This is a genomic window from Cedecea sp. NFIX57, assembly GCF_900177785.1.
Lineage (GTDB): Bacteria > Pseudomonadota > Gammaproteobacteria > Enterobacterales > Enterobacteriaceae > Cedecea > Cedecea neteri_C.
Window position 1 is genome coordinate 160,598 of record NZ_FXAS01000007.1, and the last position, 23,625, is coordinate 184,222.

20 protein-coding genes and 1 pseudogene are annotated in these 23,625 nt (G+C 54.2%); 7 read left to right on the plus strand and 14 right to left on the minus strand.

Annotated features, from left to right (window positions below; genetic code table 11):
• Entirely contained in the window at nucleotides 1-1,098 is a 1,098-nt protein-coding gene (locus tag B9Y90_RS08100; protein ID WP_085540906.1) for an ABC transporter substrate-binding protein, read from the plus strand.
• Nucleotides 1,099-1,201: 103 nt separating this feature from the next.
• Nucleotides 1,202-1,712, plus strand: a pseudogene (locus B9Y90_RS08105) (AAA family ATPase).
• A gap of 25 nt (nucleotides 1,713-1,737) precedes the next feature.
• On the opposite strand, the gene pptA reads toward B9Y90_RS08105, so the two are convergent.
• The 4 genes from pptA to betI form a co-directional block, all read right to left on the minus strand.
• Nucleotides 1,738-1,968: a tautomerase PptA gene (gene pptA / locus B9Y90_RS08110; protein ID WP_085540907.1), complete on the minus strand. Its 231-nt coding sequence runs from the start codon at nucleotides 1,966-1,968 to the stop codon at nucleotides 1,738-1,740.
• A 102-nt stretch (nucleotides 1,969-2,070) separates the two neighbouring features.
• The gene (betA, locus tag B9Y90_RS08115; protein ID WP_085540908.1) at nucleotides 2,071-3,756 is read right to left on the minus strand and encodes a choline dehydrogenase; all 1,686 of its coding nucleotides are present in this window, start codon (nucleotides 3,754-3,756) and stop codon (nucleotides 2,071-2,073) included.
• Between the two features lie 19 nt (nucleotides 3,757-3,775).
• The gene (betB, locus tag B9Y90_RS08120; protein WP_085540909.1) at nucleotides 3,776-5,248 is read right to left on the minus strand and encodes a betaine-aldehyde dehydrogenase; all 1,473 of its coding nucleotides are present in this window, start codon (nucleotides 5,246-5,248) and stop codon (nucleotides 3,776-3,778) included.
• Between the two features lie 17 nt (nucleotides 5,249-5,265).
• Nucleotides 5,266-5,859 carry a transcriptional regulator BetI gene (gene betI, locus B9Y90_RS08125; protein WP_085540910.1) on the minus strand — a complete coding sequence of 198 codons (594 nt, stop codon included), beginning with the start codon at nucleotides 5,857-5,859 and terminating at the stop codon, nucleotides 5,266-5,268.
• Nucleotides 5,860-6,150: 291 nt separating this feature from the next.
• Here betI and B9Y90_RS08130 point away from each other — a divergent pair, with 291 nt between their 5' ends.
• Nucleotides 6,151-8,193 carry a choline transporter gene (locus tag B9Y90_RS08130; RefSeq protein ID WP_039293523.1) on the plus strand — a complete coding sequence of 681 codons (2,043 nt, stop codon included), beginning with the start codon at nucleotides 6,151-6,153 and terminating at the stop codon, nucleotides 8,191-8,193.
• A gap of 2 nt (nucleotides 8,194-8,195) precedes the next feature.
• Here the strand turns inward: B9Y90_RS08130 and B9Y90_RS08135 are convergent, their stop codons facing one another.
• Nucleotides 8,196-9,149 (minus strand): GlxA family transcriptional regulator, encoded by a 954-nt coding sequence (locus B9Y90_RS08135; protein WP_085540911.1) that lies wholly within the window; start codon nucleotides 9,147-9,149, stop codon nucleotides 8,196-8,198.
• Nucleotides 9,150-9,262: 113 nt separating this feature from the next.
• Here B9Y90_RS08135 and B9Y90_RS08140 point away from each other — a divergent pair, with 113 nt between their 5' ends.
• Nucleotides 9,263-9,904, plus strand: coding sequence for an HD domain-containing protein (locus B9Y90_RS08140; RefSeq protein ID WP_085540912.1), 642 nt, complete (start codon nucleotides 9,263-9,265; stop codon nucleotides 9,902-9,904).
• Between the two features lie 415 nt (nucleotides 9,905-10,319).
• Here B9Y90_RS08140 and B9Y90_RS08145 read toward each other — a convergent pair whose 3' ends face one another.
• Together B9Y90_RS08145 and B9Y90_RS08150 are read right to left on the minus strand one after the other, a co-directional pair.
• Nucleotides 10,320-11,132 (minus strand): arylamine N-acetyltransferase family protein, encoded by an 813-nt coding sequence (locus B9Y90_RS08145; RefSeq protein ID WP_085540913.1) that lies wholly within the window; start codon nucleotides 11,130-11,132, stop codon nucleotides 10,320-10,322.
• A 75-nt stretch (nucleotides 11,133-11,207) separates the two neighbouring features.
• Nucleotides 11,208-11,825, minus strand: coding sequence for a glutathione S-transferase family protein (locus tag B9Y90_RS08150; RefSeq protein ID WP_085540914.1), 618 nt, complete (start codon nucleotides 11,823-11,825; stop codon nucleotides 11,208-11,210).
• A 71-nt stretch (nucleotides 11,826-11,896) separates the two neighbouring features.
• Here B9Y90_RS08150 and B9Y90_RS08155 point away from each other — a divergent pair, with 71 nt between their 5' ends.
• Both B9Y90_RS08155 and B9Y90_RS08160 read left to right on the plus strand, forming a co-directional pair.
• Nucleotides 11,897-12,976, plus strand: a complete 1,080-nt coding sequence (locus B9Y90_RS08155) for a LacI family DNA-binding transcriptional regulator (protein WP_085540915.1) — start codon at nucleotides 11,897-11,899, stop codon at nucleotides 12,974-12,976.
• A gap of 110 nt (nucleotides 12,977-13,086) precedes the next feature.
• Nucleotides 13,087-16,158, plus strand: coding sequence for a beta-galactosidase (locus B9Y90_RS08160; protein ID WP_085540916.1), 3,072 nt, complete (start codon nucleotides 13,087-13,089; stop codon nucleotides 16,156-16,158).
• Nucleotides 16,159-16,326: 168 nt separating this feature from the next.
• Here B9Y90_RS08160 and kduD read toward each other — a convergent pair whose 3' ends face one another.
• The 4 genes from kduD to B9Y90_RS08175 all read right to left on the minus strand — a co-directional run bounded on the left by kduD (nucleotide 16,327) and on the right by B9Y90_RS08175 (nucleotide 19,955).
• Entirely contained in the window at nucleotides 16,327-17,088 is a 762-nt protein-coding gene (kduD, locus tag B9Y90_RS26390; RefSeq protein WP_139827365.1) for a 2-dehydro-3-deoxy-D-gluconate 5-dehydrogenase KduD, read from the minus strand.
• A gap of 27 nt (nucleotides 17,089-17,115) precedes the next feature.
• Nucleotides 17,116-17,952, minus strand: coding sequence for a 5-dehydro-4-deoxy-D-glucuronate isomerase (kduI, locus tag B9Y90_RS26395; RefSeq protein ID WP_139827366.1), 837 nt, complete (start codon nucleotides 17,950-17,952; stop codon nucleotides 17,116-17,118).
• Nucleotides 17,953-18,063: 111 nt separating this feature from the next.
• A complete protein-coding gene (gene kdgT, locus B9Y90_RS08170; protein WP_039293498.1) occupies nucleotides 18,064-19,044 on the minus strand; it encodes a 2-keto-3-deoxygluconate transporter in 981 nt (326 codons plus the stop codon).
• A gap of 113 nt (nucleotides 19,045-19,157) precedes the next feature.
• Nucleotides 19,158-19,955: an IclR family transcriptional regulator gene (locus B9Y90_RS08175; protein WP_085540917.1), complete on the minus strand. Its 798-nt coding sequence runs from the start codon at nucleotides 19,953-19,955 to the stop codon at nucleotides 19,158-19,160.
• A gap of 309 nt (nucleotides 19,956-20,264) precedes the next feature.
• Between B9Y90_RS08175 and B9Y90_RS08180 the strand changes: the two genes are divergently transcribed.
• Nucleotides 20,265-20,735 carry a NanQ anomerase/TabA/YiaL family protein gene (locus B9Y90_RS08180; protein ID WP_085540918.1) on the plus strand — a complete coding sequence of 157 codons (471 nt, stop codon included), beginning with the start codon at nucleotides 20,265-20,267 and terminating at the stop codon, nucleotides 20,733-20,735.
• Between the two features lie 46 nt (nucleotides 20,736-20,781).
• Here B9Y90_RS08180 and B9Y90_RS08185 read toward each other — a convergent pair whose 3' ends face one another.
• The 3 genes from B9Y90_RS08185 to B9Y90_RS08195 form a co-directional block, all read right to left on the minus strand.
• Nucleotides 20,782-21,132 carry an MmcQ/YjbR family DNA-binding protein gene (locus B9Y90_RS08185; RefSeq protein ID WP_085540919.1) on the minus strand — a complete coding sequence of 117 codons (351 nt, stop codon included), beginning with the start codon at nucleotides 21,130-21,132 and terminating at the stop codon, nucleotides 20,782-20,784.
• A 69-nt stretch (nucleotides 21,133-21,201) separates the two neighbouring features.
• Nucleotides 21,202-22,119 (minus strand): DMT family transporter, encoded by a 918-nt coding sequence (locus B9Y90_RS08190; RefSeq protein WP_085540920.1) that lies wholly within the window; start codon nucleotides 22,117-22,119, stop codon nucleotides 21,202-21,204.
• 135 nt (nucleotides 22,120-22,254) lie between these two features.
• Nucleotides 22,255-23,625 carry a macrolide efflux RND transporter outer membrane subunit EtsC gene (locus tag B9Y90_RS08195; RefSeq protein ID WP_085540921.1) on the minus strand — a complete coding sequence of 457 codons (1,371 nt, stop codon included), beginning with the start codon at nucleotides 23,623-23,625 and terminating at the stop codon, nucleotides 22,255-22,257.

Below are 23,625 nucleotides of genomic sequence, written 5' to 3' on the forward strand. Positions count from 1 at the left end.
ATGAAAAAGTCGCTGTTGCTCGCGGCCCTGCTGGCGCTTAGCGCCGGCAGTCAGGCCAAAACGATAACCGATATTCTGCAGCGTAAAGTTGAGGTGCCGGATAACCCGCAGCGTGTGATCGTCGGCGAAAGCCGGATGATTTATACCCTCGCCCTGGTGGAAGACGGCAACCCGGCGAAGCGCGTCGTCGGCTGGCCTGCGGATCTGCAGCGTCTGGATCCGCAGACCTGGAACCGCTACACCGCGGCGTTCCCGGATATCAAAAACATCCCGATTATCGGCAACAATAACTTCTCGCGGATAAGCGTGGAGAAAGTCATTGCCCTGCATCCGGACCTTGTAATTCTGCCTATTTACGCCAAAAAAGAGAGCAATCACGACAGTTTTCTTAGCCAGCTGACCCAGGCGCATATTCCGGTGATTTACGTTGATTTCCGCGTCGATCAGCTGAATAACACAGTTCCGAGCCTGCGTATTCTGGGCGAAGCGCTAAACGACCAGCCGAAAACGGAAAAGTTTATCGCCTTCTATCAGCAGCACATGGCGAAAATAGCCGAACGCCTGGCTGAGGCTAAACCCGTGAAACCTACGGTAATGCTTCAGCTGCATTTAGGGGATAAAAGCGACTGCTGCACCACCGTCGGGCGCGGTAACCTGGCGGATCTGCTGGCCTTTGCCGGTGGGGATAACATTGCCCTGAGCCGCTTCCCCGGCGTGTACGGCAAGATTTCCCCGGAGGCGTTGCTGACGGTGAACCCGGATATTTACATCGCCACCGGCAGCGCCGGGCCGGATCAAACTGGCAGGCTGCAATTGGGATCGGAAGTCACGGCCAGTCAGGCGCAGCAAAGCTTTACGCAGGTGCTTAGCCAGCAGAAAGTGATTTCTAACCTGAACGCGATTCAAAACGGCAAAGCCTGGGCGGTCTGGCATAACTTCTACCTCTCGCCGTGGCATTTACTGGACGTTGAATTCTTTGCCAAAACCTTCCACCCGCAGCTGTTTGCGGATATGGATCCGCAGCAAACGCTGGATGAGATGAACCAGCAGTTCCTGGCCGTGAAAGAAACGGGAACTTACTGGACAAAGCTGAAGTAGCTTTTACGCGGGTCAGGCGCTCTGACCCGCCAATTTTACTGGTTGTATCTTTTATCCCTCAGGTAGACAGTAGTGAAAAACTGTCTCTTTCCATGAGGTGTCAATGCCAACCACGTCCCTTGCTCAGCCCACGCTTCACCTTCTCTGCGGCAAAATTGCTGCTGGTAAATCCACCCTAAGCGCAAAGCTGATGGAAGCGCCCAATACCATTCTGGTCAGTGAAGACAGCTGGCTCGCGGCGCTTTACGGCGAGCAAATGCAAAGCGTGGCGGATTATGTCGCCTGCTCCGGCAAACTGAAAAAAGCGCTAACGCCGCATCTTGTTTCCCTGCTTAGGAACGGGCTTTCGGTGGTGCTCGATTTCCCGGCCAATACGCTGGCGAATAGGCAGTGGATGAAGTCGATTGTAGATGAAACCGGGGCAGATAATCGCCTGCATTACCTGGACGTGCCTGATGACGTTTGCCGGGAGAGATTACGCGCCCGCAACAGCAGCGGACAACAGCAGCGGAACTCATGATTTTGCCGCTACGGACGCGCAGTTTGATTTGATTACCCGTTACTTCGTTGCACCCGATGAGCGCGAAGGGTTTACGATAATCCGCTATGCATAAGGTGACGTTGTCACCTTATGGGTGATTAAAAGCTGTAACCCGGCTTTTTCAGCAGCGAATCCAGTTCGGGCGCAATCTGCGTATCCCACACCTCAGCTTTCCAGTTCGCCTGATCAATCATCTTCAGCGCCACGGAGAGCGACTCATCCTTAGAGCCAAAGTGCTTTTTCAGCACGTCACACATTTCGCTGGCCACGGCCTGTTTTTGTTCTTCGGTCAGCTCACGAGGGAAACATTTGATTTCGATATGCGGCACGGTGATTCTCCTTTTTGTTGTTGAACAGTAGTTTTACTGCTTCACAGGGGGATCGGGCAAGCGGCGGGTAGAAGAAAGGCCAGTTTTGCTGGCCTTTAAGAGTTACTGGATTTTTCGCACCGGCGCTTTCCTGACCAGCGACTGTTCAGCTTTGTAATAGCTGGCAGTACTGCGCGGCAGCGGCCCTTTGCCGCGAATCGCATCTGCAATTTTTTCGCCAATCATAATGGTGGTGGCGTTCAGGTTGCCGGTGATGATCTGCGGCATAATGGAAGCATCCACCACGCGCAGCGCCTGCAAGCCGTGAACCCGGCCCTGCTCGTCCACCACGGCCATTTCATCGTGCCCCATCTTACAGCTGCCGCATGGATGGAAAGCCGTTTCCGCATGGTTACGTACAAACTCATCCAGCTGTTCGTCCGTCTGGCAGTCAACGCCGGGGCTGATTTCGCGGCCACGGTATTTATCCAGAGCGGGCTGCTGCATGATCTCGCGAGTAATACGAATCGCGTCGCGGAACTCCTGCCAGTCCTGGTCGTGGGACATGTAATTGAACAGAATACCTGGGTGCTCGTGCGGGTCGCGCGATTTCAGCTTTACACGACCCCGGCTTGGGGAACGCATAGAACCCACATGGCACTGGAAACCGTGCTCTTTCACCGCGTTTGAGCCGTTGTAGTTAATCGCTACAGGCAGGAAATGGTACTGAATATTCGGCCAGCTAAATTCTTCGCGGCTGCGGATAAAGCCCCCCGCTTCAAACTGGTTGCTTGCACCCACGCCGGTGCCGTTAAACAGCCACTCTGCGCCGATTTTTGGCTGGTTGTACCATTGCAGCGCCGGGTAAAGTGACACCGGCTCTTTGCATTCGTACTGCAGGTACATTTCCAGATGGTCTTGCAGGTTTTCGCCAACGCCGGGCAAATCGTGAACCACAGGGATTTCCAGGCTCGCCAGGAACTCTGCATCGCCCACCCCAGAGCGCTGCAGAATTTGCGGCGAAGCAATCGCGCCAGCGCACAGCAGAACCTCTTTACGCGCTTTCGCCACGGAATGCACCGTGCTGTCGTTCACCAGGTATTCCACCCCAATTGCGCGCAAATTATCAAAGACAATGCGGTCAGTGGTTGCGTGGGTCACTATAGTCAGGTTTTCACGTCGCTTTGCTTCATCGAGATAACCGCGAGCGGTACTGGCACGGCGGCCTTTTGGCGTCACGGTACGGTCCATCGGCCCAAAGCCTTCCTGCTGATAACCGTTGAGATCATCCGTGCGCGGATACCCGGCTTCCACGCCGGCCTCAATCATCGCATGAAACAGCGGGTTGTTTCCCTGCTTAGGCGTCGTCACGGACACCGGGCCTTCTCCACCGTGGTAATCGTTAGGGCCGATATCGCGGGTTTCCGCTTTGCGGTAGTACGGCAGACAGTCCAGATAGCTCCAGTTCTCCAGGCCCGGCATCGATGCCCAGTTGTCGAGATCCATCGCGTTCCCGCGGATGTAGCACATGCCGTTAATCAGGGATGAGCCGCCCAGCCCCTTGCCTCGCCCACACTCCATGCGGCGGTGATTCATAAACGGCTCGGGCTCGGTTTCATAGGCCCAGTTGTAACGCTTGCCCTGCAGCGGGAACGCCAGTGCCGCAGGCATTTGGGTACGAAAATCAAAGCGGTAGTCCGGGCCGCCCGCCTCAAGCAGCAAGACAGTGGTATCGGGATCTTCCGTTAAACGTGCAGCTAAAACATTACCTGCGGAACCCGCTCCAATAATGATGTAATCAAATTCCATTCATCCTCCTCAGGTGGGGTTAAAAGATTGACTGATAGGTGCCCATCTCCAGTTGGATTGACTTAACTTGCGTATAGCTTTGCAGCGTCATCAGGCCATTTTCGCGACCAATGCCGGAATGCTTGTAGCCGCCGACTGGCATCTCTGCTGCAGATTCTCCCCAGGTGTTAATCCAGCAAATCCCGGCTTCAAGCTGATGGATAACGCGGTGTGCGCGAGTGAGGTCGTTAGTGACCACGCCAGCTGCCAGGCCATAATCCGTATCGTTGGCGCGCAGAATCACCTCATCTTCTGTTTCGTAGCTAAGGATCGACATCACCGGACCGAAGATCTCTTCGCGGACGATTTTCATCTCATCGCGGCAGTCGGTGAAGACCGTAGGCGCAACCCAGGCGCCGTTATCAAAACCTTCTCCATGCAGCTTGTCGCCGCCGCACAGCAGCGTGGCACCTTCTTCGCGGCCGGATTCGATGTAGCGCAGGACGTTTTCGCGGTGCGGGAAACTGACCAGCGGCCCAAAGTTGGTATGCGGATCCATAACGTCACCGGCCCGAATACGGCCGACGCGTTCAATAATTTTCTGCTCAAACTCGGCTTTCAACGCTGCAGGGATGAAAACGCGAGTGCCGTTGGTGCAGACCTGACCAGAGCTGTAGAAGTTGGCCATCATCGCGATATCTGCCGCCAGGTTGAGATCGGCATCGTCGAAAATAACCAGCGGAGATTTGCCGCCCAGCTCCATCGTGACCTGTTTCAGCGTTGAACCTGCGGCATTCGCCATCACCTTCTTGCCGCTGGCAACGCCGCCGGTGAAGGAGACTTTGGCAATCCCAGGGTGTTCCGTCAGCAGTTGGCCCGTTTCTGCGCCAAGCCCTGGGAGCACGTTAAAGACGCCGTCCGGTAATCCGGCTTCGGTATAGATTTCGGCTAGCTTAAGCGCCGTGAGTGGCGTGACTTCGCTCGGTTTGAAGATCATCGCGTTCCCCGCCGCCAATGCGGGCGCAGACTTCCAAAGCGCAATCTGAATCGGATAATTCCACGCCCCAATCCCGGCCACAACGCCCAATGGCTCCCGGCGGGTGTAGACAAACGAACTGTTCCGCAGCGGGATCTGCTGGCCTTCCAGGGTGGTGGTCAGCCCGGCGTAATATTCCAGCACGTCCGCTCCGGTGACGATGTCCACGCTGGAGGTTTCGCTGAAAGCTTTACCTGTGTCGAGCGTTTCCAGCTCGGCCAGCTCATCGTTACGCTCGCGCAGAATATCCACCGCCTGACGCAATATGCGTGCACGCTCAACGGGCGTTTTTGCCGCCCATATTTTCTGCCCTTTCTTCGCGGCTGCCACGGCGCGCTCGACGTCTTCCCGGCCAGCGGCCTGAACGACCGCAAGCACTTCGCCATTCGCCGGGTTGATGGTTTCGAACGTTTTACCGCTTTGGGCGGCAACGTAACCTCCGTCGATATAAAGCTGTTGTTCACCAAATCGGGACATATCTTCTCCTCGCTAAATTAGGTTTTCACCGCTGCAAGATGCTGGTTAATGAATTGCGTGGTCAGCACGCTCGCCGCTTTGCGGTCAAACGGCTTACCGCTCAAGGCCGCTCGCAGCCAAAGGCCGTCTATCAGCGCGGCAAGGCCATAACCCGCCAGCCTGGCCTCCTTTTGCGGCAGCTCTCGCCTGAACTCGGCGGTGAGTGTGGACAGCAGGCGACGGCTGCTTACCTGCTGTAATCGATAGAGCATCGGCTGATGCATACTGCTGGCCCAAAATGCCAGCCAAGCTTTCATCGCCGCGCTGTGCGTTTGCGTCTCATCAAAATTGCCATCCACGATGGCGCACAGACGCCGTTCGGCAGAAGCGCCCGGTAAAGCTTTCAGTCGCCCCACTACCGCATCGCGAAGCTGGGCGGTGACGTCCCGCATGGTGGCCTCCAGCAGGCCGTTTTTATCCTGAAAATAATGGCTGATGATGCCGGTCGAAACCCCGGCCCGGCGGGCAATTTGCGCCACCGTGGCATCATGCATGCCGACCTCATTTATGGCGTTTAATGTGGCGTCGATCAGCTGTCGCCGCCGTATCGGCTGCATACCTTTTTTCGGCATCGCCCTGCTCCATTCATCAGTAATTGTTATCTATTTAAGCGTTTATTGATTGAACGTTCAATATAAAATGTGTATTAATTGTTACGCAAAGGCAAGAAAACAGCGATGTATTCGCATTCCAAACAATAAAAATGAGGATTTTATTTGAATAAATTCAATGGATTAATATCAATGAACAATTTAAGACCATAAATTGATTATGGAATTGTTAAAAAACAATCTCACCTGCATTCACAAGAAAAACTTAACTGCTCATCTGAGTAGTCACCGTTACTTAACCTGAGGTAATCGATGACGAATCCCGTTACTGCTTCTGCTGCCAGCGAAAAAGACAAAATCAACCCGGTGGTGTTCTACACGTCCGCCGGGCTGATTTTGTGCTTTTCCCTGATGACCATTTTTTATAGCGATTTCTCCGCGAATCTGATTAGTCATACCCTGAACTGGGTCTCCTCTCGCTTTGGCTGGTACTACCTGCTTGCCGCCACGCTCTACATTGTGTTTGTGGTGTTTATCGCCTGTTCCCGTTTCGGCTCCATCAAGCTCGGGCCGGAACAGTCCAAGCCTGAATTCAGCGTGCTGAGCTGGGCGGCGATGCTGTTTGCCGCCGGGATAGGCATCGACCTGATGTTCTTCTCCGTTGCCGAACCGGTAACGCAATATATGCAGCCGCCGGAAGGTGCCGGGCAAACCATTGAAGCGGCTCGCCAGGCGATGGTCTGGACGCTGTTCCACTACGGCCTGACCGGCTGGTCGATGTATGCCCTTATGGGCATCGCGCTGGGTTATTTCAGCTACCGCTATAACCTGCCGCTGACGATCCGCTCGGCGCTGTACCCTATTTTTGGCAAAAGAATTAATGGCCCGATTGGTCACTCGGTGGATATCGCGGCGGTGATCGGCACCATTTTCGGCATCGCCACTACGCTGGGGATTGGCGTTGTGCAGCTGAACTATGGGCTGAACGTGCTGTTTGATATCCCGGACAGCCTGGGGGCCAAAGCGGCACTGATCGTGCTGTCGGTGATTATCGCCACTATTTCGGTGACCTCCGGCGTCGATAAAGGCATTCGAATTCTTTCCGAGCTGAACGTGGCGTTGGCGCTGGGGCTGATCCTGTTCGTGCTGTTCATGGGCAACACCGAGTTTCTGCTGAACGCGCTGGTGCTGAACGTGGGCGATTACATCAACCGCTTTATGGGCATGACGCTTAACAGCTTTGCGTTTGACCGCCCGGTGGAATGGATGAACAACTGGACCCTGTTCTTCTGGGCCTGGTGGGTAGCGTGGTCGCCGTTTGTTGGCCTGTTCCTCGCACGAATTTCCCGGGGGCGCACCATTCGTGAGTTTGTGCTCGGCACGCTGATTATCCCGTTCACCTTTACCCTGCTTTGGCTTTCGGTGTTCGGTAACAGTGCGCTCTACGAAATTATTCACGGCGACGGTACATTTGCTCAGGAAGCGATGGCCCACCCGGAGCGAGGCTTCTACAGCCTGCTGGCGCAATATCCCGGCTTTACCTTCAGCGCTTCGGTGGCGACGATCACCGGCCTGCTGTTCTATGTCACCTCGGCGGATTCCGGTGCGCTGGTGCTGGGGAATTTCACCTCTAAGCTGAAGGACATCAACAGTGATGCGCCCAACTGGCTGCGTATCTTCTGGTCCATTGCGATTGGCCTGCTGACCATGGGGATGCTGATGACCAACGGCATTTCCGCGCTGCAGAACATGACGGTAATTATGGGGCTGCCGTTCAGCTTCGTGATTTTCTTCGTGATGGCCGGATTGTATAAATCCCTGAAGATAGAGGATTACCGCCGCGTCAGCGCCAGTCGCGATACTGCGCCTTACATGATGACCGCGCAGGATCGCCTCGGCTGGAAAAAGCGCCTGTCCCGGCTGATGAACTACCCAGGCACGCGCTATACCCAGAAGATGATGGACACCGTTTGCTACCCGGCAATGGAAGAGGTTTCTCAGGAACTGGAGCTGCGTGGCGCGAAGGTCGAGCTTTCCGTCGAACCGCCGCTGCCGGATGAGAAACTGGGGCACCTGGAGCTACGGGTGCATATGGGCGACGAGCAAAACTTCGTCTACCAGATTTGGCCGCAGAAATACTCGGTGCCGGGCTTTACCTACCGGGCCCGCAGCGGCAAATCGACCTATTACCGACTGGAAACCTTCCTGCTGGAGGGCAGCCAGGGCAATGACCTGATGGACTACAGCAAAGAACAGGTGATCATCGACATTCTCGACCAGTACGAACGCCACCTGAACTTTATCCACCTGCACCGTGAGGCACCGGGGAACAGCATTACGTTTCCGAACGTGTAGCGTTAGCACATCTTCTTATACGCGGCGGGCGTTATGCCCATTCGGCGCACAAACGCCCGCCGCAGCGTATCTACCCCGGAAAACCCGCTGGCGGCGGGTATCGCCTTCACCGGCAGCTCGCCGGACTCCAGCAACTGCCTCGCCCTTGCCACTTTCTCCGCTTCCAGCCAGTCGCCCGGCGTGATCTGCATTTCCTGATGAAACAGGCGTGTTAAATGCCGCACGCTGAGGTGAATATGTGCCGCCATCTGCTGCACCGTGGCAACTTCCGCAATGTTGGCGATTGTCCAGCGCTGGAGATCCTGCAGTGCGCTGCGGCCGCTGAGGGAGGTTTTTTGCTCGCGGATGAAATGGTTCTGGTTCACGGGCCGCTTAAAGAACATCACCAGCCTGGCCGCGACGTCCTGGGCGACTTCCCGGCCAAGATCCTCCTCTACAAGCCTTAGTGCGAGATCAAGCCCGGAAGTCACACCTGCCGCCGTGCGTAAGGCTCCGTCCATGACGTAAAGCGCATCGGCGGTCACTTCCGTTTCAGGGTAACGCGCCGCTAAAAGCGATGCAGCTGACCAGTGAGTAGTGACTTTCCTGCCCTGTAATAATCCGGTTTGTGCCAGCAAAAGCGCGCCGGTACAGACGGAGCCAAAGCGGCGGCTCCGGGCACAAAGCGCGGTCATTTTTTCGCACTGTTCGCGGCTCAACGTTCTGTCTGCCGCATCCGGCGCACCGGCAATAAGAAAGGTGGTTTCCCGGCCGCTAACTGCCGTTTCAAGCACATCGTCAGCCAGCATTTTCACGCCGGAAGAGGCAACAATTGTCGGGGCTTCCAGCGCAATAATTCGTGGCTGGTATACCTCGCGGTGCAGCACCCGGTTCGCTTCGGCAAACACATCCAGCGGCCCCGAAACATCCAGCAGCTGAACGCCGGGTACCGCCAGGATCAGGATTTGATGCGCCATTCTTTTCTCCACGTCGCGAAGTGCGGCATAAGTCTTAAATCGTCGTTATGCCACCATTTAAGACATTTTAACTGCGGCCTATGCTACTCCAACACCAACGCGAGGAGAAAGAGATGAACTTAAAAATTAACGGTATTGCCATTCCGGACACCAAAATGGCGCGTGAAGCCACCCAGCTGGTACGCGACACGGAATCAGATTTACTGTTCCATCACTCCAGCCGGGTTTATTACTGGGCCGCGCTGGCCGGGCAACGGCGTGAACTGAAGGTTGACCACGAGCTGTTGTACATCGGCTGTATGTTCCACGACATGGGGCTGACACACGAACACTGCAGCTGCGACAAGCGTTTTGAAGTGGACGGCGCGTTTGCCGCGCAGGATTTTATGCGCCAGTACGGCGTCAACCAGGCCGATATCGATAAAGTGTGGACGGCGATTGCCCTGCATACCACGCCGGGTATCCCTGAGTTTATGGCCCCGGAAATTGCGCTGGTGACGGCGGGCGTAGAAATGGACGTGCTGGGGATTGATTACGATAAATTCAGCGACGAGCAGCGTGAGCAGGTGGTGAAACTGCACCCTCGCCCGACGGCATTTAAAGAGGAGATTATTCAGGCGTTTTACGACGGGATTAAAAACAAACCGGCCACCACGTTTGGCAACGTGAAGGCCGATGTCATTCAGGATAAAGAACCTGGGTTCGAACCGCTGAACTTCTGCAGCATTATTCGAGCTTCCCGCTGGGCGGGCTAAGCGACGTCAGGCGGGTGGCTTAGCTGTCACCTGTCCTGTACAGAGGCGAGAGTATCAAGGCCGGTACCCGGCTGCGGATCGTGAGCAAAAGCGCCAATAACCATAAGAGAAAGGATAATTGCCAGAAAGATGTTTTTCATAACCTGTGTTAACCGCTGTGCCGCCTGATGAGAACCGCCGTTATGCTAAAAGAAAAAGGCTCAAATTGATAAAGGAAATTTTCAAAGTAACGTCAATTTTTGAATATTCCTCATATTATTCGGCCTTTTACCCTTGCATTGGTTTTGAAACAAGATATATCCACCATCTACGCGCGTACCGTCGCTATTTTATTTTGAGTTTTTGGGTGTGATTTTACGATCGTGGCGGATCGCCGCAGCGTGCTGGCACGAACTGCGGCGTTTAAGCGGAAATATCAGGCTGGTTTTATCACGCCAATCCGTATCAGCATCGCTGAAAACTCTTCGAGGCTGATGCCGTGGCGCGGATGATCGAAGCGCAAATTGAAGTTTTGCTGCAGCAGGTCATAAACCTCTTGTGCATGGGTAAAGACCGGTGCGTTTTCCCCGGCGCTATAGAGCGTATTCTTTTCGCCATTGGCCTTGTACAAGCTCAGCGTCAGGCAGTGGCGGAAGTGCGAATGCGGCCACGTAGCCACGTAGTGGTTCCCGGCTTCGTAATCAGAGTCGTACTGCTGTTCCAGGCTAAAGCGATAAAGGTTAATCACCTTGTCAGCATCATGGAATTTTAGCAGCCAGTCGTGCTCAACGCGTTCGAAACTGTACACGCCATGCGTCGTCGGCTGCATCTCACCTTCCACCAGGCGAACCGGTTCGGGCAGCGTTTTCCCCCCGAAACCAACGTCAGCAATCCAGGCCTGGCCGCCGATGGTCACCTTCGTGAGGCGATGCGTCCTGGCGGGCATCTGCGGCGGGTTGGCCAGCAGCACGCGCGCCGCTAAGTTTTCCACCTCAAACCCAAGCCCGGCGAGAACATTGCGGAACAGGCCATTTTGCTCAAAACACCAGCCACCGCGCCCGGCCACGACCAGCTTTTCAAAGACGCTCTCGTCATCGATCTGGAGTGTTCTGCCGAGCAAAACGTCCAGATTCTCAAACGGAATAGCGCAGGCGTGCGCCAGATGCAGCGCACGTAAAGTTTCTAAAGTGGCCTCGCGCGGCCCGTGATAGTTAATGCGGTCGAAATAAAGCCCCAGATCTAATGCCATTTTGCGGATTCCCTGCTGCGAATGAATGGCCTCACTATAAATGCGGCAGCCCGCAGGCGGATGATCGTTAGTGCTTTAAAGCATGCCGTTTCTGCCCAACACTTTATTAAGCTGCGGCAGCGCGCGAACCTGATTTGCCACGGCGGCAAGCTTGGGCGTGTGTTGGTCAAACCAGGCCTGCCGCGGCCGCCAGCGGGTCATCGCCGGCAGATATAAATCCAGCAGCGTCAGCTGTTCGCCAAAAATATAGGGGCCAGCACTGAGCTGCGTTTCAAACCACAGCCACAGCGATTCACGGTAGCGATAAAGGTTTTCGGTTAGCACCGTGGCCTCTTCTTCTACCCAGCGTTCACCGTAATCGCCGTAGGTAAAGGTGGGGTAAACGTTGGCCACAATCCAGATAAGCAAGCGATAAAACTGTTGCCGCTCCGGTGTGCCAATGGGCGGGGCATACTGCGGGTGGCGATCGAGGATCCAGAGCGCGATGGCCGCGCTTTCGGTCAGTACTTCCCCGTCGTCCAGCACAAGGGTTGGCACCTGCGCCAGCGGGTTAATCACCAGCAGCCGATCCCGCATTGGCCCGGGAGTGTCAAACCCGTCAACGTCAATGAATTTGTAAGGTTCCTCAACCAGCGTTAGCATCAATTCAGTAATGGCCGACCCAAAACTCGACACGCCATACAGTTTGTACATAAGTTTCTCCCGGCTTTCGCGTTATGTGTAGAATAGCCGCCCTACCAGCGTCTGCGAGAAGGAAGCCTGCAATGAAAGCGAAATCTGTGACACTGTACGATGTTGCCGAGTCGGCGGGCGTGTCGTATCAAACCGTTTCGCGAGTGATCAACCAGGCTTCGCATGTTTCAGCAAAAACCCGGCAAAAAGTTGAAGCCGCAATGAAAGCGCTGAACTATGTGCCGAATCGCGTGGCGCAGCAGCTGGCGGGGAAACTCAGCCAGACGCTTGGCCTGGCGACCACCACCCTTTCCCTGCATGCCCCCTCACAGATCGCGGCGGCAATAAAATCCAAAGCCGGTGAGCTGCAGTTCAACGTGATGATTTCGATGGTTGAACAGCCTGGTGTGGATGCGGCCTGCGCCGCCGTGAATAGCCTGCTTGCCCAGCGCGTTGACGGGCTGATTGTGAACATTCCGCTGGAAACGGCGGAAGTGGAGACCGTACAGGCGGCCTGCGGCGATGTTCCCGTGTTGTTCCTGGATGTTTCCCCTGAACTGAAAGCTAATCACATCGTGACCGACGCCGCATCAGGGGCTGAGCTTGCTGTGAAACATCTGGTGACGCTTGGGCATCGCCATATTGCCTTGCTGGCTGGCCCTGAAAATTCAGTCTCCGCCCGGTTGCGGCGTGAAGGCTGGCAGCGTGCTCTGGCACAGCATCAGCTTTCTCCGGTGGCTTTTATGCGTGGGGACTGGAGTTCCCTTTCGGGCTACCAGCAGGTTAGCCAGCTTTTACGCGATGAGCAGAAGCCGACGGCGATCCTTGTGGCTAACGATCAGATGGCGCTGGGCGCGCTGCGTGCCATTCACGAAGCCGGGTTCGCGGTGCCGCAGGACATTTCCGTTATTGGTTTTGATGACACCGCAGACAGCGCCTGCTTTCTTCCCCCGCTGACCACCATCCGGCAGGATTTCAGGCAACTCGGAGAAGCCAGCGTGAACGGCATAGTGACGCTAATTCATCAGGGAGGCGAATTAGCGGCGCTGCACCCTGTCAGCCTCGTAGAACGCAAAACGACCGCCGCACCGGGTAGCCTGATGCAGCCCACGGCGGCACAGCTGGCCGACGAGCTTACTCGCCTCGCGCAGCAGATTTCGCGCCTGAAATAAAACCGGGGTTCTTTGTGAGGCCCATCACCGAATGCGGTGCGATGGCTTTACTCCTGAACAACTAGCGTTAAATTGTGAGCGAATAACAATTATCTCGCAGGCGCATCACTATGACCAACATATCACCTTCACTCCATGCCACGCTGGCACGCCGCGACTGGGAATCCCCCGGCGTGACCCAGCTTAACTCGCTGGCGGCGCATCCCCCATTTTCCAGCTGGCGTTCGCTGGAGGATGCCAGGAGTGATAAGCGCTCACCATCGCGACAATCTCTTAACGGCGAATGGATCTTCAGTTATTTCTCTCGTCCCGAAGCGGTGCCGGAGAGCTGGCTCAGCGAGGATCTTCCCAATGCTGACGCTATTCCCGTCCCGTCTAACTGGCAAATGCTGGGCTATGATGCGCCTGTTTATACCAACATTACTTACCCGATCCCGGTTAATCCCCCTTTTGTCCCGCAGGAAAACCCCACCGGCTGTTACTCGCTCACATTTAATGTGGATGAAAGCTGGCTGACGAGCGGGCAAACGAGGATTGTTTTTGATGGCGTAAACTCCGCCTTTCATCTGTGGTGCAACGGTATCTGGATCGGCTACGCCCAGGACAGCCGCCTGCCCTCTGAATTTGACCTCAGCGCTGTACTAAACACCGGCCATAACCGCATTGCGGTGATGGTTCTGCGCTGGAGCGACGGCACTTACCTGGAAGATCAGGATATGTGGCGCATGAGCGGTATCTTCCGGGATGTTTCGCTGCTGCATAAGCCGGACACACGCCTCGCCGACGTGCAACTGCAGACCGATCTTAACGACGATTTTTCACGCGGCGAGCTGCGGGCTTTAGTGAAGCTCGAGGGCCAGAACCTCAGCGCCTGCGAAGTGCTGGTACAGCTCTGGCGCGGAGAAGCGCTACTGGCAGAAAAACAGCACCCCATCGGCAGCGAAATTATTGACGAACGCGGCGCTTATCATGACCGCACTACCCTGCGCTTGCCGGTTGAACAACCGCTGCTGTGGAGCGCAGAAGTGCCAAACCTTTACCGGGCGATCGTTGTCCTGAAGCAAGGTGAAGATATTCTTGAAGGTGAAGGCTATGACGTTGGTTTCCGCAAAGTGGAGATTACCGGCGGGCTGCTGAAGCTCAACGGCAAACCGCTGCTTTTACGTGGCACCAACCGACACGAACACCATCCGGTAAACGGCCAGGTGATGGATGAAGACACCATGCGGCGTGACATTCTGTTGATGAAGCAGAATAACTTCAACGCCGTGCGCTGTTCCCATTATCCCAATCATCCGCTGTGGTACAGGCTGTGCGATTTTTACGGCCTTTATGTCGTGGATGAAGCCAATATCGAAACCCACGGCATGGTGCCGATGAATCGCCTGAGCGACGACCCGACCTGGCTGCCCGCGATGGCCGAGCGCGTGACGCGGATGGTGCAGCGCGATCGCAACCATCCGTCCATTATTATCTGGTCGCTCGGCAACGAATCCGGCCACGGCAGTAATCACGACGCGCTCTACCGCTGGATAAAATCCAACGATCCCACCCGGCCAGTGCAGTATGAAGGCGGCGGCGCGGACACGGCGGCCACCGATATTATTTGCCCGATGTACGCCAGGGTCGATCAGGATCAGCCCTTCCCGCAGGTGCCAAAGTGGTCGATAAAGAAATGGCTGGGGCTGCCTGAAGAAAGCCGCCCGCTGATTCTGTGTGAGTACGCCCACGCGATGGGCAACAGCCTGGGCGGGTTCAGCAAGTACTGGGAGGCATTTCGCCAGCACCCACGGCTGCAGGGCGGTTTTGTCTGGGACTGGGTCGATCAGTCGCTGGTGAAATATGACGAAAGCGGCCAGCCCTGGGCCGCCTATGGCGGTGATTTTGGCGACAAGCCAAACGATCGGCAGTTCTGCATGAACGGTCTGGTCTTCGCCGACCGCACGCCGCATCCAGCGTTACATGAAGCGAAATATGCGCAGCAGTTCTTCCAGTTCCGCCTGCTGTCGGACAACAGACTGGAAGTGACCAGCGAATACCTGTTCCGCCAAAGCGATAACGAACGCCTGGTATGGATGCTGAAAAGCGAGGGTGAATTGCTGTCCAGTGGTGAACTGGAGCTGGATCTGGCACCAGAACAAACCTGCGTGCTTCAGCTTGTTCTGCCGGAGATAAGCTGCCCCGGCGATCTCTGGCTCAATGTTGAAATCCGGCAGATAAAGGCAACCTCATGGAGCAAAGCCGGGCATTGTTGCGCTCAGGCGCAGTGGCAGTTGCCGTCAGCGTTAGCGCAGCCCACGACCATTCCCGCCGGTTCTGCTCCGTTGCTGCAAATGGACGACAGACACGTTGATGTGTTCCACGGTGACCAGCACTGGCGTTTCGAGCGTAGAAGCGGTTTGCTCAGCCAGTGGTTTAGCCATCAACGCCCTGCGCTGCTCACGCCTTTGCAGGATAACTTCACTCGTGCGCCGCTGGATAATGACATCAGCATTAGCGAGGCCGCGCACATTGATCCTAATGCCTGGGTGGAACGCTGGAAGGCCGCAGGCATGTACGACCTGACGCCGGAATTGTTGAGTTTCGACGTGGGCAGGCTGAGCAACGGCGTGTTGGTTCGCACCGTTCATCGCTGGCAGGGCAACGGTAAAACGCTGTTTATCAGCCACAAAAACTATCTCATCGACAGCCTGGGTGAGCTGCATATTACGGTGGATGTGGACATTGCCTTCGGCACGCCAGCGCCCGCACGCATTGGTCTTTGCTGCCAGCTTGCAGATATTGAATCTGAGGTGACCTGGTCTGGCCGTGGCCCACATGAAAACTACCCCGACCGTAAAAGCTCAGCGCTGTTTGACCAATGGACGCTGCCGCTGGCCGACATGTACACGCCTTATGTTTTCCCGAGCGAAAATGGCCTGCGCTGCGACACTTCACGACTTGAGTACGGCAGCCACCGCTGGCGAGGGGCGTTTCACTTCAACATCAGCCGCTACAGCCAAAAACAGCTGCGGGAAACCACGCACCGGCATTTGTTAAAAGAAGAGGAAGGCTGCTGGCTGAATATCGACGGCTATCATATGGGCCTGGGTGGCGACGATTCCTGGAGCCCGAGCGTCTCTCCGGAGTTTTTGCTCTCCGGGTCGCATTATCACTACGCTGTTAGCTGGCAGAAAAAGTAAGCGAAAAAGCCGCCTGTTACCCAGGCGGCCTGAGCGTGTTCACAATAATCTGGCGATAGAAGAAATACCCTATTGCTCGTTAAAAAAATTGGAAAATCAATTCATTGATTTTCGGCTGTTCACCACGAAGAGGGAAAAACCACGCTTTTTCCCTCTTCGTCAGCAACTTTAGCGAGCCAGCCAGCCGCCGTCGACGGCAACGGTGTAGCCGTTAACGTAGTCCGACGCCGGTGAAGCCAGGAACACAACCGGCCCCATCAGGTCAGACGGAAGCCCCCAGCGCCCCGCAGGAATACGCTCCAGGATCTCGCTGCTGCGTTCCGCATCCGCTCTTAACTGCGCGGTGTTGTTGGTGGACATATAGCCCGGCGCAATCGCATTGACGTTGATGTTGTGTTTCGCCCATTCATTCGCCATCAGCCGGGTGATGCCCATGACGCCGCTTTTGGACGCCGTATAGGACGGCACGCGGATCCCGCCCTGGAATGAAAGCATCGATGCAATATTGATGATTTTGCCCCCGGTTTCCTGCTTAATAAATTGCTTCGCCACCGCCTGAGAAAGGAAGAAAACCGTTTTGACGTTCACGTTCATTACGTCGTCCCAGTCCTGTTCGGAAAACTCGAGGGCATCCTGGCGACGAATGATCCCGGCGTTGTTCACCAGAATGTCTATGCGCCCAAAAATGGCGGCGGCTTCATTAGCCACGCTTTGCAGATTCTCATAGCGGCTCAGGTCGGCGGCGATATTCACGAAACGTCGCCCCAGCGCTTCAATTTGCTGGCGGGTTTCCACCGGTTCGGCAATATTTACGCCGATAATGTCGCAGCCCGCCTGCGCCAGGCCAACCGCCATGCCCTGCCCCAGCCCGGTGTTACAGCCGGTCACCAACGCTACTTTTCCTGTTAAAGCAAACTTTTCTAAAACCATGGTGTACTCCTTACGTGCGATAGCGAGTTAGCGAATATCTTTCATAGCGATGTGGTCCATGTCGTCAAACGTTAGGTTTTCGCCGATCATGCCCCAAATGAAGGTGTAGCGTTTGGTTCCGACGCCCGAGTGAATGGACCAGCTCGGCGAGATCACCGCCTGTTCGTTGTGCAGGACAACGTGGCGTGTTTCCTGTGGTTTGCCCATCATGTGGAACACGATGGTGTCCTCATCCATGTCGAAGTAGAAGTAGACTTCCATGCGGCGTTCATGGGTGTGGCTGGGCATCGAGTTCCAGTTGCTGCCCTCTTCAAGGCGGGTCATACCCATGCTGAGCTGGCAGGTGTCGAGGACCTCCGGCACCAGATACTTACGAATGGTGCGCTTATTACAGCTTTCCACGCTGCCCAGCGGCGCTGCCACCGTATCTGCGCCTGTGATAATGCGGGTTGGGTACGTATGGTGTGCCGGGGCGCTGTTGTAATAGAGTTTAGCGGGTGTTGCGCTGTCCACGCTTGTGAACATCACATGCTTAGCGCCTTTACCGATATACATCGCCTCTTCTTTTTCTACGCGATATTCGGTGCCATCCACGGTAATCACGGCCGCACCGCCGATATTAATCAGCCCCAGCTCGCGGCGTTCGAGGAAATAGTTCACGCCGAACTGTTTGCCCACTTCTTCGCCAATAGAAACGCTTTTATTCACCGGCATAATGCCGCCAATCACGATGCGATCAATATGGCTGTAAACCATCGTATATGTATCGACTTCGAAAATCTTCTCAACTAAAAACTCTTTTCTAATTCCGGCGGTGTCCAGCGTTTTAGCGTGATCGCTGTGAATACTTTGTCTGATATCCATATTTAATTCCTTAGTTAACGTCAATTTTAATGCGAGTGGGCCCGTGGCGTAATTGATGCCATTAGAGTATTTATTAATTAAATGTGTTTTTAAGCGGTATTAACGTACCCGTTATTTCGCGATAATCACCTCTTGTTCCAGCTTTTCTTTTTTAACCTGTTTAGCCCAAAGCGCGGTAATAATCGGCACCACTACGGAAGTCACAATCACGCTGGTTGCTACCAGAGCTGTGGCCGCAGGAGCCGCTGGCGCAAACTCGGGCACCATCTGCGCGATCAATACGGGCGTGGCCACCGCTGCACCAGCCGTGCTGGACGCCGCCACGCCTGCGGTACCGTCGCCACCCCCGAGGAACTTATCCGCAAGGATTAAAGGAATGCCGGTGATGATAATCACCGCAAAGCCCAGGAATATCCCGGCAAAACCCGTTTCGATAATCACCTGTAGTTTGATGGTGTTACCGAGTGCAAAGGCAAAGAACGGGATCAGTGTTTGTACCGCCCCGCCGAACATTTTCCGCAGATCTGGATCAAGGTTACCGAGTACAAAGCCCACCAGGAACGGCAGCACCGCCCCGACAAACAGCTGCGGCTCGAAAGAGGCAATCCCCGCGGTGCCCAGCACAACCATCGTCATCAGTGGCCCTGACTCCAGCGACATCAGCACAAACGCCCCTGACTCTTCTTTAGAACCGTACTGATTCATCAGCGCGGCATACAGCCCACCGTTTGTCATGTCCATCGCTGCAACCAGCGCCAGCGTTGAGATCCCGGCAAAAATCCCGGCCTCAACGCCGTTCAGCGGCAGAAACGACCCGACGGCCATCGCCACAACCCATGCAGTGGCTATTTTGGTTACCACCAGGACACCAGACTTTTTCAGCATGGTACCCGTGGCTTTAAGCTCAATGGATGCCCCCATACAAAAGAACCAGACGGCAAGTATCGGTACCGTCCCGGTAATTAGCCCGTTGGTAAATGAGCCAAGATATTTACCGGTGCCGGGAGCAAATGTATTACACAGGGCACCTAAAAATAGCGGCACAAGCATTAATCCCCCGGGGATTTTGTCTATTGCCTTCTTGATTTGCATGTTTGTTTCCTCAGTAAAAGATAAAAGAAATTAACCGTTTTATTGAAAAACCCCAAAAGTAAACCTCCGTGAATAATTCACGGATAATTTACGACTTAATTAATACAGACTAACTACTGACTTATGGCCCTGGACTTCATACCGAAATTAACGGCATTTGATATTCGCTCGGTGGTCGCCAGTAAATGGCTTAAATACTCTTCCTTTTTGCCATTGGTAAATTGAGAAACCATCCCCGTCAGGCCAATGGCACAAAGTACGTCACCTTTGGTGTCAAATACCGGGGCGGAAATACAGCGAATTTCATTAATGTTCTCGCCGTCATCGTAGGCCCAGCCCTGCTGCCTCACTAAGGCAAGATGCTCAATAAAGCGCTGCTTATCGGTGATGGTCGTTTCCGTTTTTTTCACGAAAGTAGCCTTCGCCAGAATCTGCTCAACCTGTTCTGTCTGACGCCATGCCAGCAGAATTTTCCCTAATGACGTACTGTGTAGCCGAATGCGCTTCCCTTCCCAGGACGTCAATATAATCGCCTGTGGTGACTGAATTTTGCTGAGGAAAAATGCTTCATCACCTTCCATAATGCCCTGATGGCAGGTCAACCCGGTGAGTTCAACCAGCTCGTGCAGGTACGGAATAGCTTCCAGGCGAATATCCAGCCCGCTGGCCGCCAGGCCGCCCAGCTCAAACAGGTGCAGCCCGAGCGCGTAACGCCCGTCAACGCGAAGACGCAGCATTTGCGTGGCGCACAGCACCTCCAGCAAATGGTGCGTGCTGCTTTTTGGGATCGCCAGTTGGGTGCTGATTTCGCTAAAACTGGCGCTACCTTTCTCCGCAATAAAATCAAGAATAGCCACCAGCCTGACGGCTGCGGGGGCTTTGCTCTCTTTTAGGCTCTCTGGAATACGCATGTTTATTTCCGCTTTGATTATTTGTTTTATATATAGAATGCTCGTTTGTTTTATATATCGAACTTATTTTGCTGCGAATTAACTCGTCGTTTTGTTTCATATATAGAACAGTGCAACTCATATGTGAAACAATATACGGAAATTAGCCTAAAAAACGTTAAGGGAAGCAACTTATTATCCTGTCAGGTTATTTATAATTTAAATGCGTGAAGTGGATGACATTTCCATATTTCACTAATATCTTTATTTTTTAATGGTGGCTATTTAATAAAAAAGACGTTCCCGCCAGTATTGAATAAAGGATGTTATATGATTGTTGGAAACATTAATGAGCTAGGTTTAAATCCGTGGCTGCCATCGAAAATAATCGAGGCCCTGGATTATGTTTTGAAGAATATCAATGCCGATTCTCCGACGGGGAAATACGCGGTTGCAGGCGAGAATGTGTGGGCTTTAGTCATTGAGGGTAATACGCGATCCGCCTGGGAAGCGCTCCCGGAGTATCATGAAAGATATCTGGACGTTCAGCTTGTGCTAAGTGGGCAAGAAGGTATGGCTTTTAGCCTGAAGCCACCACATACGGAAATGATGGAGGATAAGCTGGCAAAAAGTGATATTGCTTTTATTAAAACGCCGGATGATGAAAGGATTATTAACCTGAATGTCGGGGACTTTATTATTTTTTATCCCGGTGAAGTTCACAAGCCACTTTGCATGATTAATGGCAATGCCGCCCCAGTCAAAAAAGCGGTCATTAAAATAGCGAAGGATTATTTGTAATACCCCCCGGGCATCTTATTTAAGATTATGCCCGGGGATAATAAAACTACCGTGTCAGGCTAAAGCTTTCGTCGATAAGCCCCAGAATGAATTCATCCGGCACCTTGTCAATTAACACCGTTACCCAATGCTCTTTGTTCATATGGTAAGCGGGTAAAATACCGGGCTGCATTCTCAGCGAACCAACGGCGCCCGGCATGACTTTCACATTAAGAATATCAACGACCTCATCACTTTCCAGCCCCAGCTTTGCGGCGGAAATACTCAGCACCACGCCAAACCATTTACGCTTATAGCGATGCCGGAGCACGGCGTAATCCTTAAATTTATCCCACGGGTAGTCCGGCTCAACCTGGTACTTGTCAAACACCGCCGTGAACAGCGCTTCTCGTTTCATCGTTTTTCCTTAACCGCGTGCCCCGGAAAACTTATCCGGGCCCGCGGTTAGTATAACTATAATTATTCGTTAGCGGATGTTCGGGTTCACTTTGGGAGAGAGCACTTTCTTGTCCGGGCTTATCACCAACCAGACGGAGAAACAGACAATCACCGCGCCGATAATAAATACTTCGCTGATGGTTTCATGCAAAATGAGGTATCCCCACAGCACGCCAAACGGCGGAATTAAAAAGGTCACCGTGAGGCTGCGTAATGGCCCGATGTCGGCGATTAAACGGAAGTAAAAAATATAGGCCACGGCGGTGCAGAGAATACCTAATCCCAACACGCTGAACCAGACATTGCCTTGTAACCAGTTTATGGAAGGACCGGTCGCCACGCTCCAGGCAAAGAACGGCAGCAGGAAAAGCACGGCACCAATTTGACTGCCAAATGCGACGATTTTAGGGTCAAGCCCGCCCTTGTTGGAGATCCAGAGGCGGGTTAAAAAACCCGCCACGCCGTAGCAGCTCGTGGCGACCAAACAGGCAATAATCCCGGCGATTTTATCCTCGTTTGATTGTGCGTCACCGACCGAGGTAATCACCATAATCCCCGCCAGGCCCAGTACTACCCCCAGCCATTTTCGTGCCGTTAATTTTTCACCAAAGAAAGAAAAACCAATAATGGCGCCCATTAGCGGCGTGGTCGCGTTTAAAATAGCGGAGTATCCGGCCGGTAGCCATTTTGCGGCCAGACAATACATAAAGAAAGGCAGCCCGGAGTTAATCGCGCCTAAAATAAGCGCCGAACGGAATTTACCCTCAAAGCGAAAAGAAGATCTAAGGGTGACAAGAATCACCGCCAGCCCGACAAAACCAAAAAACACCCTCAAAAAAGCTGTGTTTACCGCCCCAAACTCGGGCGTGGCTATTTTCATAAAAAGGAAGCTGGCTCCCCACACTGCGGCAAGAAATAACAGCCTGATATAATCTGACACACGCATGCCTTCACCCTTCCCCATAAAATAAGCGCTCGTTTATCATTTTGTTCGCTTAAACACGCTAAACCAGCAAGACTTTAAACGAGCGCCGGGGAAAGAAAAACCGTTTTCTGTTTGTGGAGAATTAGTTAGCAAGATTTAGGGGAAAGTAGACGACCCGCCAAACTCGAGATAAATTTTTGCCAGATTCTGGAACTGATTAAAGCGGTTTTCATCCAGCAACAGTTCTGCCTGGCGGCGTTTTTCCTGGGCATCGAGCCAGAATGAAATACGTGCCGCGCCTTGACGATAGCGCACTTCATTTAAGCGCTCTGACTTACGCGCAAGCTCAAGCCCCTCCCGGAGCCTTATTTCCTGCTCCAGCAATTGATTACGCAGGGAGAGTTCGTCTTCAATGCTGCTCATCGCTTTATAAAGCGACTGTTTAAACGCCAGCACCCGCTGCTCGTAATCGTTACGGGCGATTTTCACCTCCACGCCCCGCTGCCGCCAGTCCAGGAACGGCAGCGTCAGACTTGCGCCCACGGAAGCGATGGGATTATGCAGCACGTTCAGCAGCGAGCTGCTGCCGGAACCCAGCGATCCCGTCAGGGTTAACGCGGGATAGTATTCGGTACGCCGTATATCAACGTTGGCCAGGGCTTCACGTACCCGCCACTCTTGCGCGCTGATATCAGGTCGGTGTCTCAGTACGCTGGCAGGAATATTCGCGTTAACTTGCGGCAGAGGGCCGTTGGGCAGTTTTGTTGGCTCAACCACTGAGTTGCCCGGAGCGGTCCCCAGCAATACGGCCTGCTGATTCAGCACCTGCAGGCGATCTCGCTGCAGCCCGGTAAGTCGGTTTTCCTGCGCGAGCAAACTTTGCTGCGCGTCCACGACATCCAGCGCGGAAGCACCGCCTGCACGATAGCGAGACTCGGCCAGACGCAGCGTCTCTCTTGAATAGCCAATGCTCTGCTGGAGGACGGCAATCTGCTGGTTCACAAAGCCAATGCGCCAGTAATTATTGCTGGCCTCGGAAAGCAGCGTCAGGCGTGCGGCGCGTAAATCTTCTTCGCTGGCATGACTTGCCCACTCCGCCGCATCGCGCTGGCGGGCTATTTTGCCCCAGAGATCCAGCTCATAGCTGGTGTTGAGGCTGGCGCTACTGCCTTTTGTCCAGCCCGACGAGTTATTGAGCTGATTTTTCCCGTCTACGCCCAACGAACCTTTCAACCCGGGATCGTTGGAGATACCGACTCTTTCCGCGTCTAGTCGCGCCCTGTACACCCGAAGCACGGCAATAGCGACATCGTTATTGCTTGCCATGACCTGGCGCAGCCAGTTATCGAGATGGGGATCGTTAAACGCTTGCCAGTCAAATGGCGCCAGGTCGTGGGTAGCATCGCTCTTGTCCCAGCTGGCGGGATAGCGTACTTCCGGCGCGTGATAGTCGCTTTTCAGCGTATTAGCGCAGCCTGCGCTGAGCGCGGCGGCGAGGCACAAAGCCAAAGGTGATAATATTTTCAT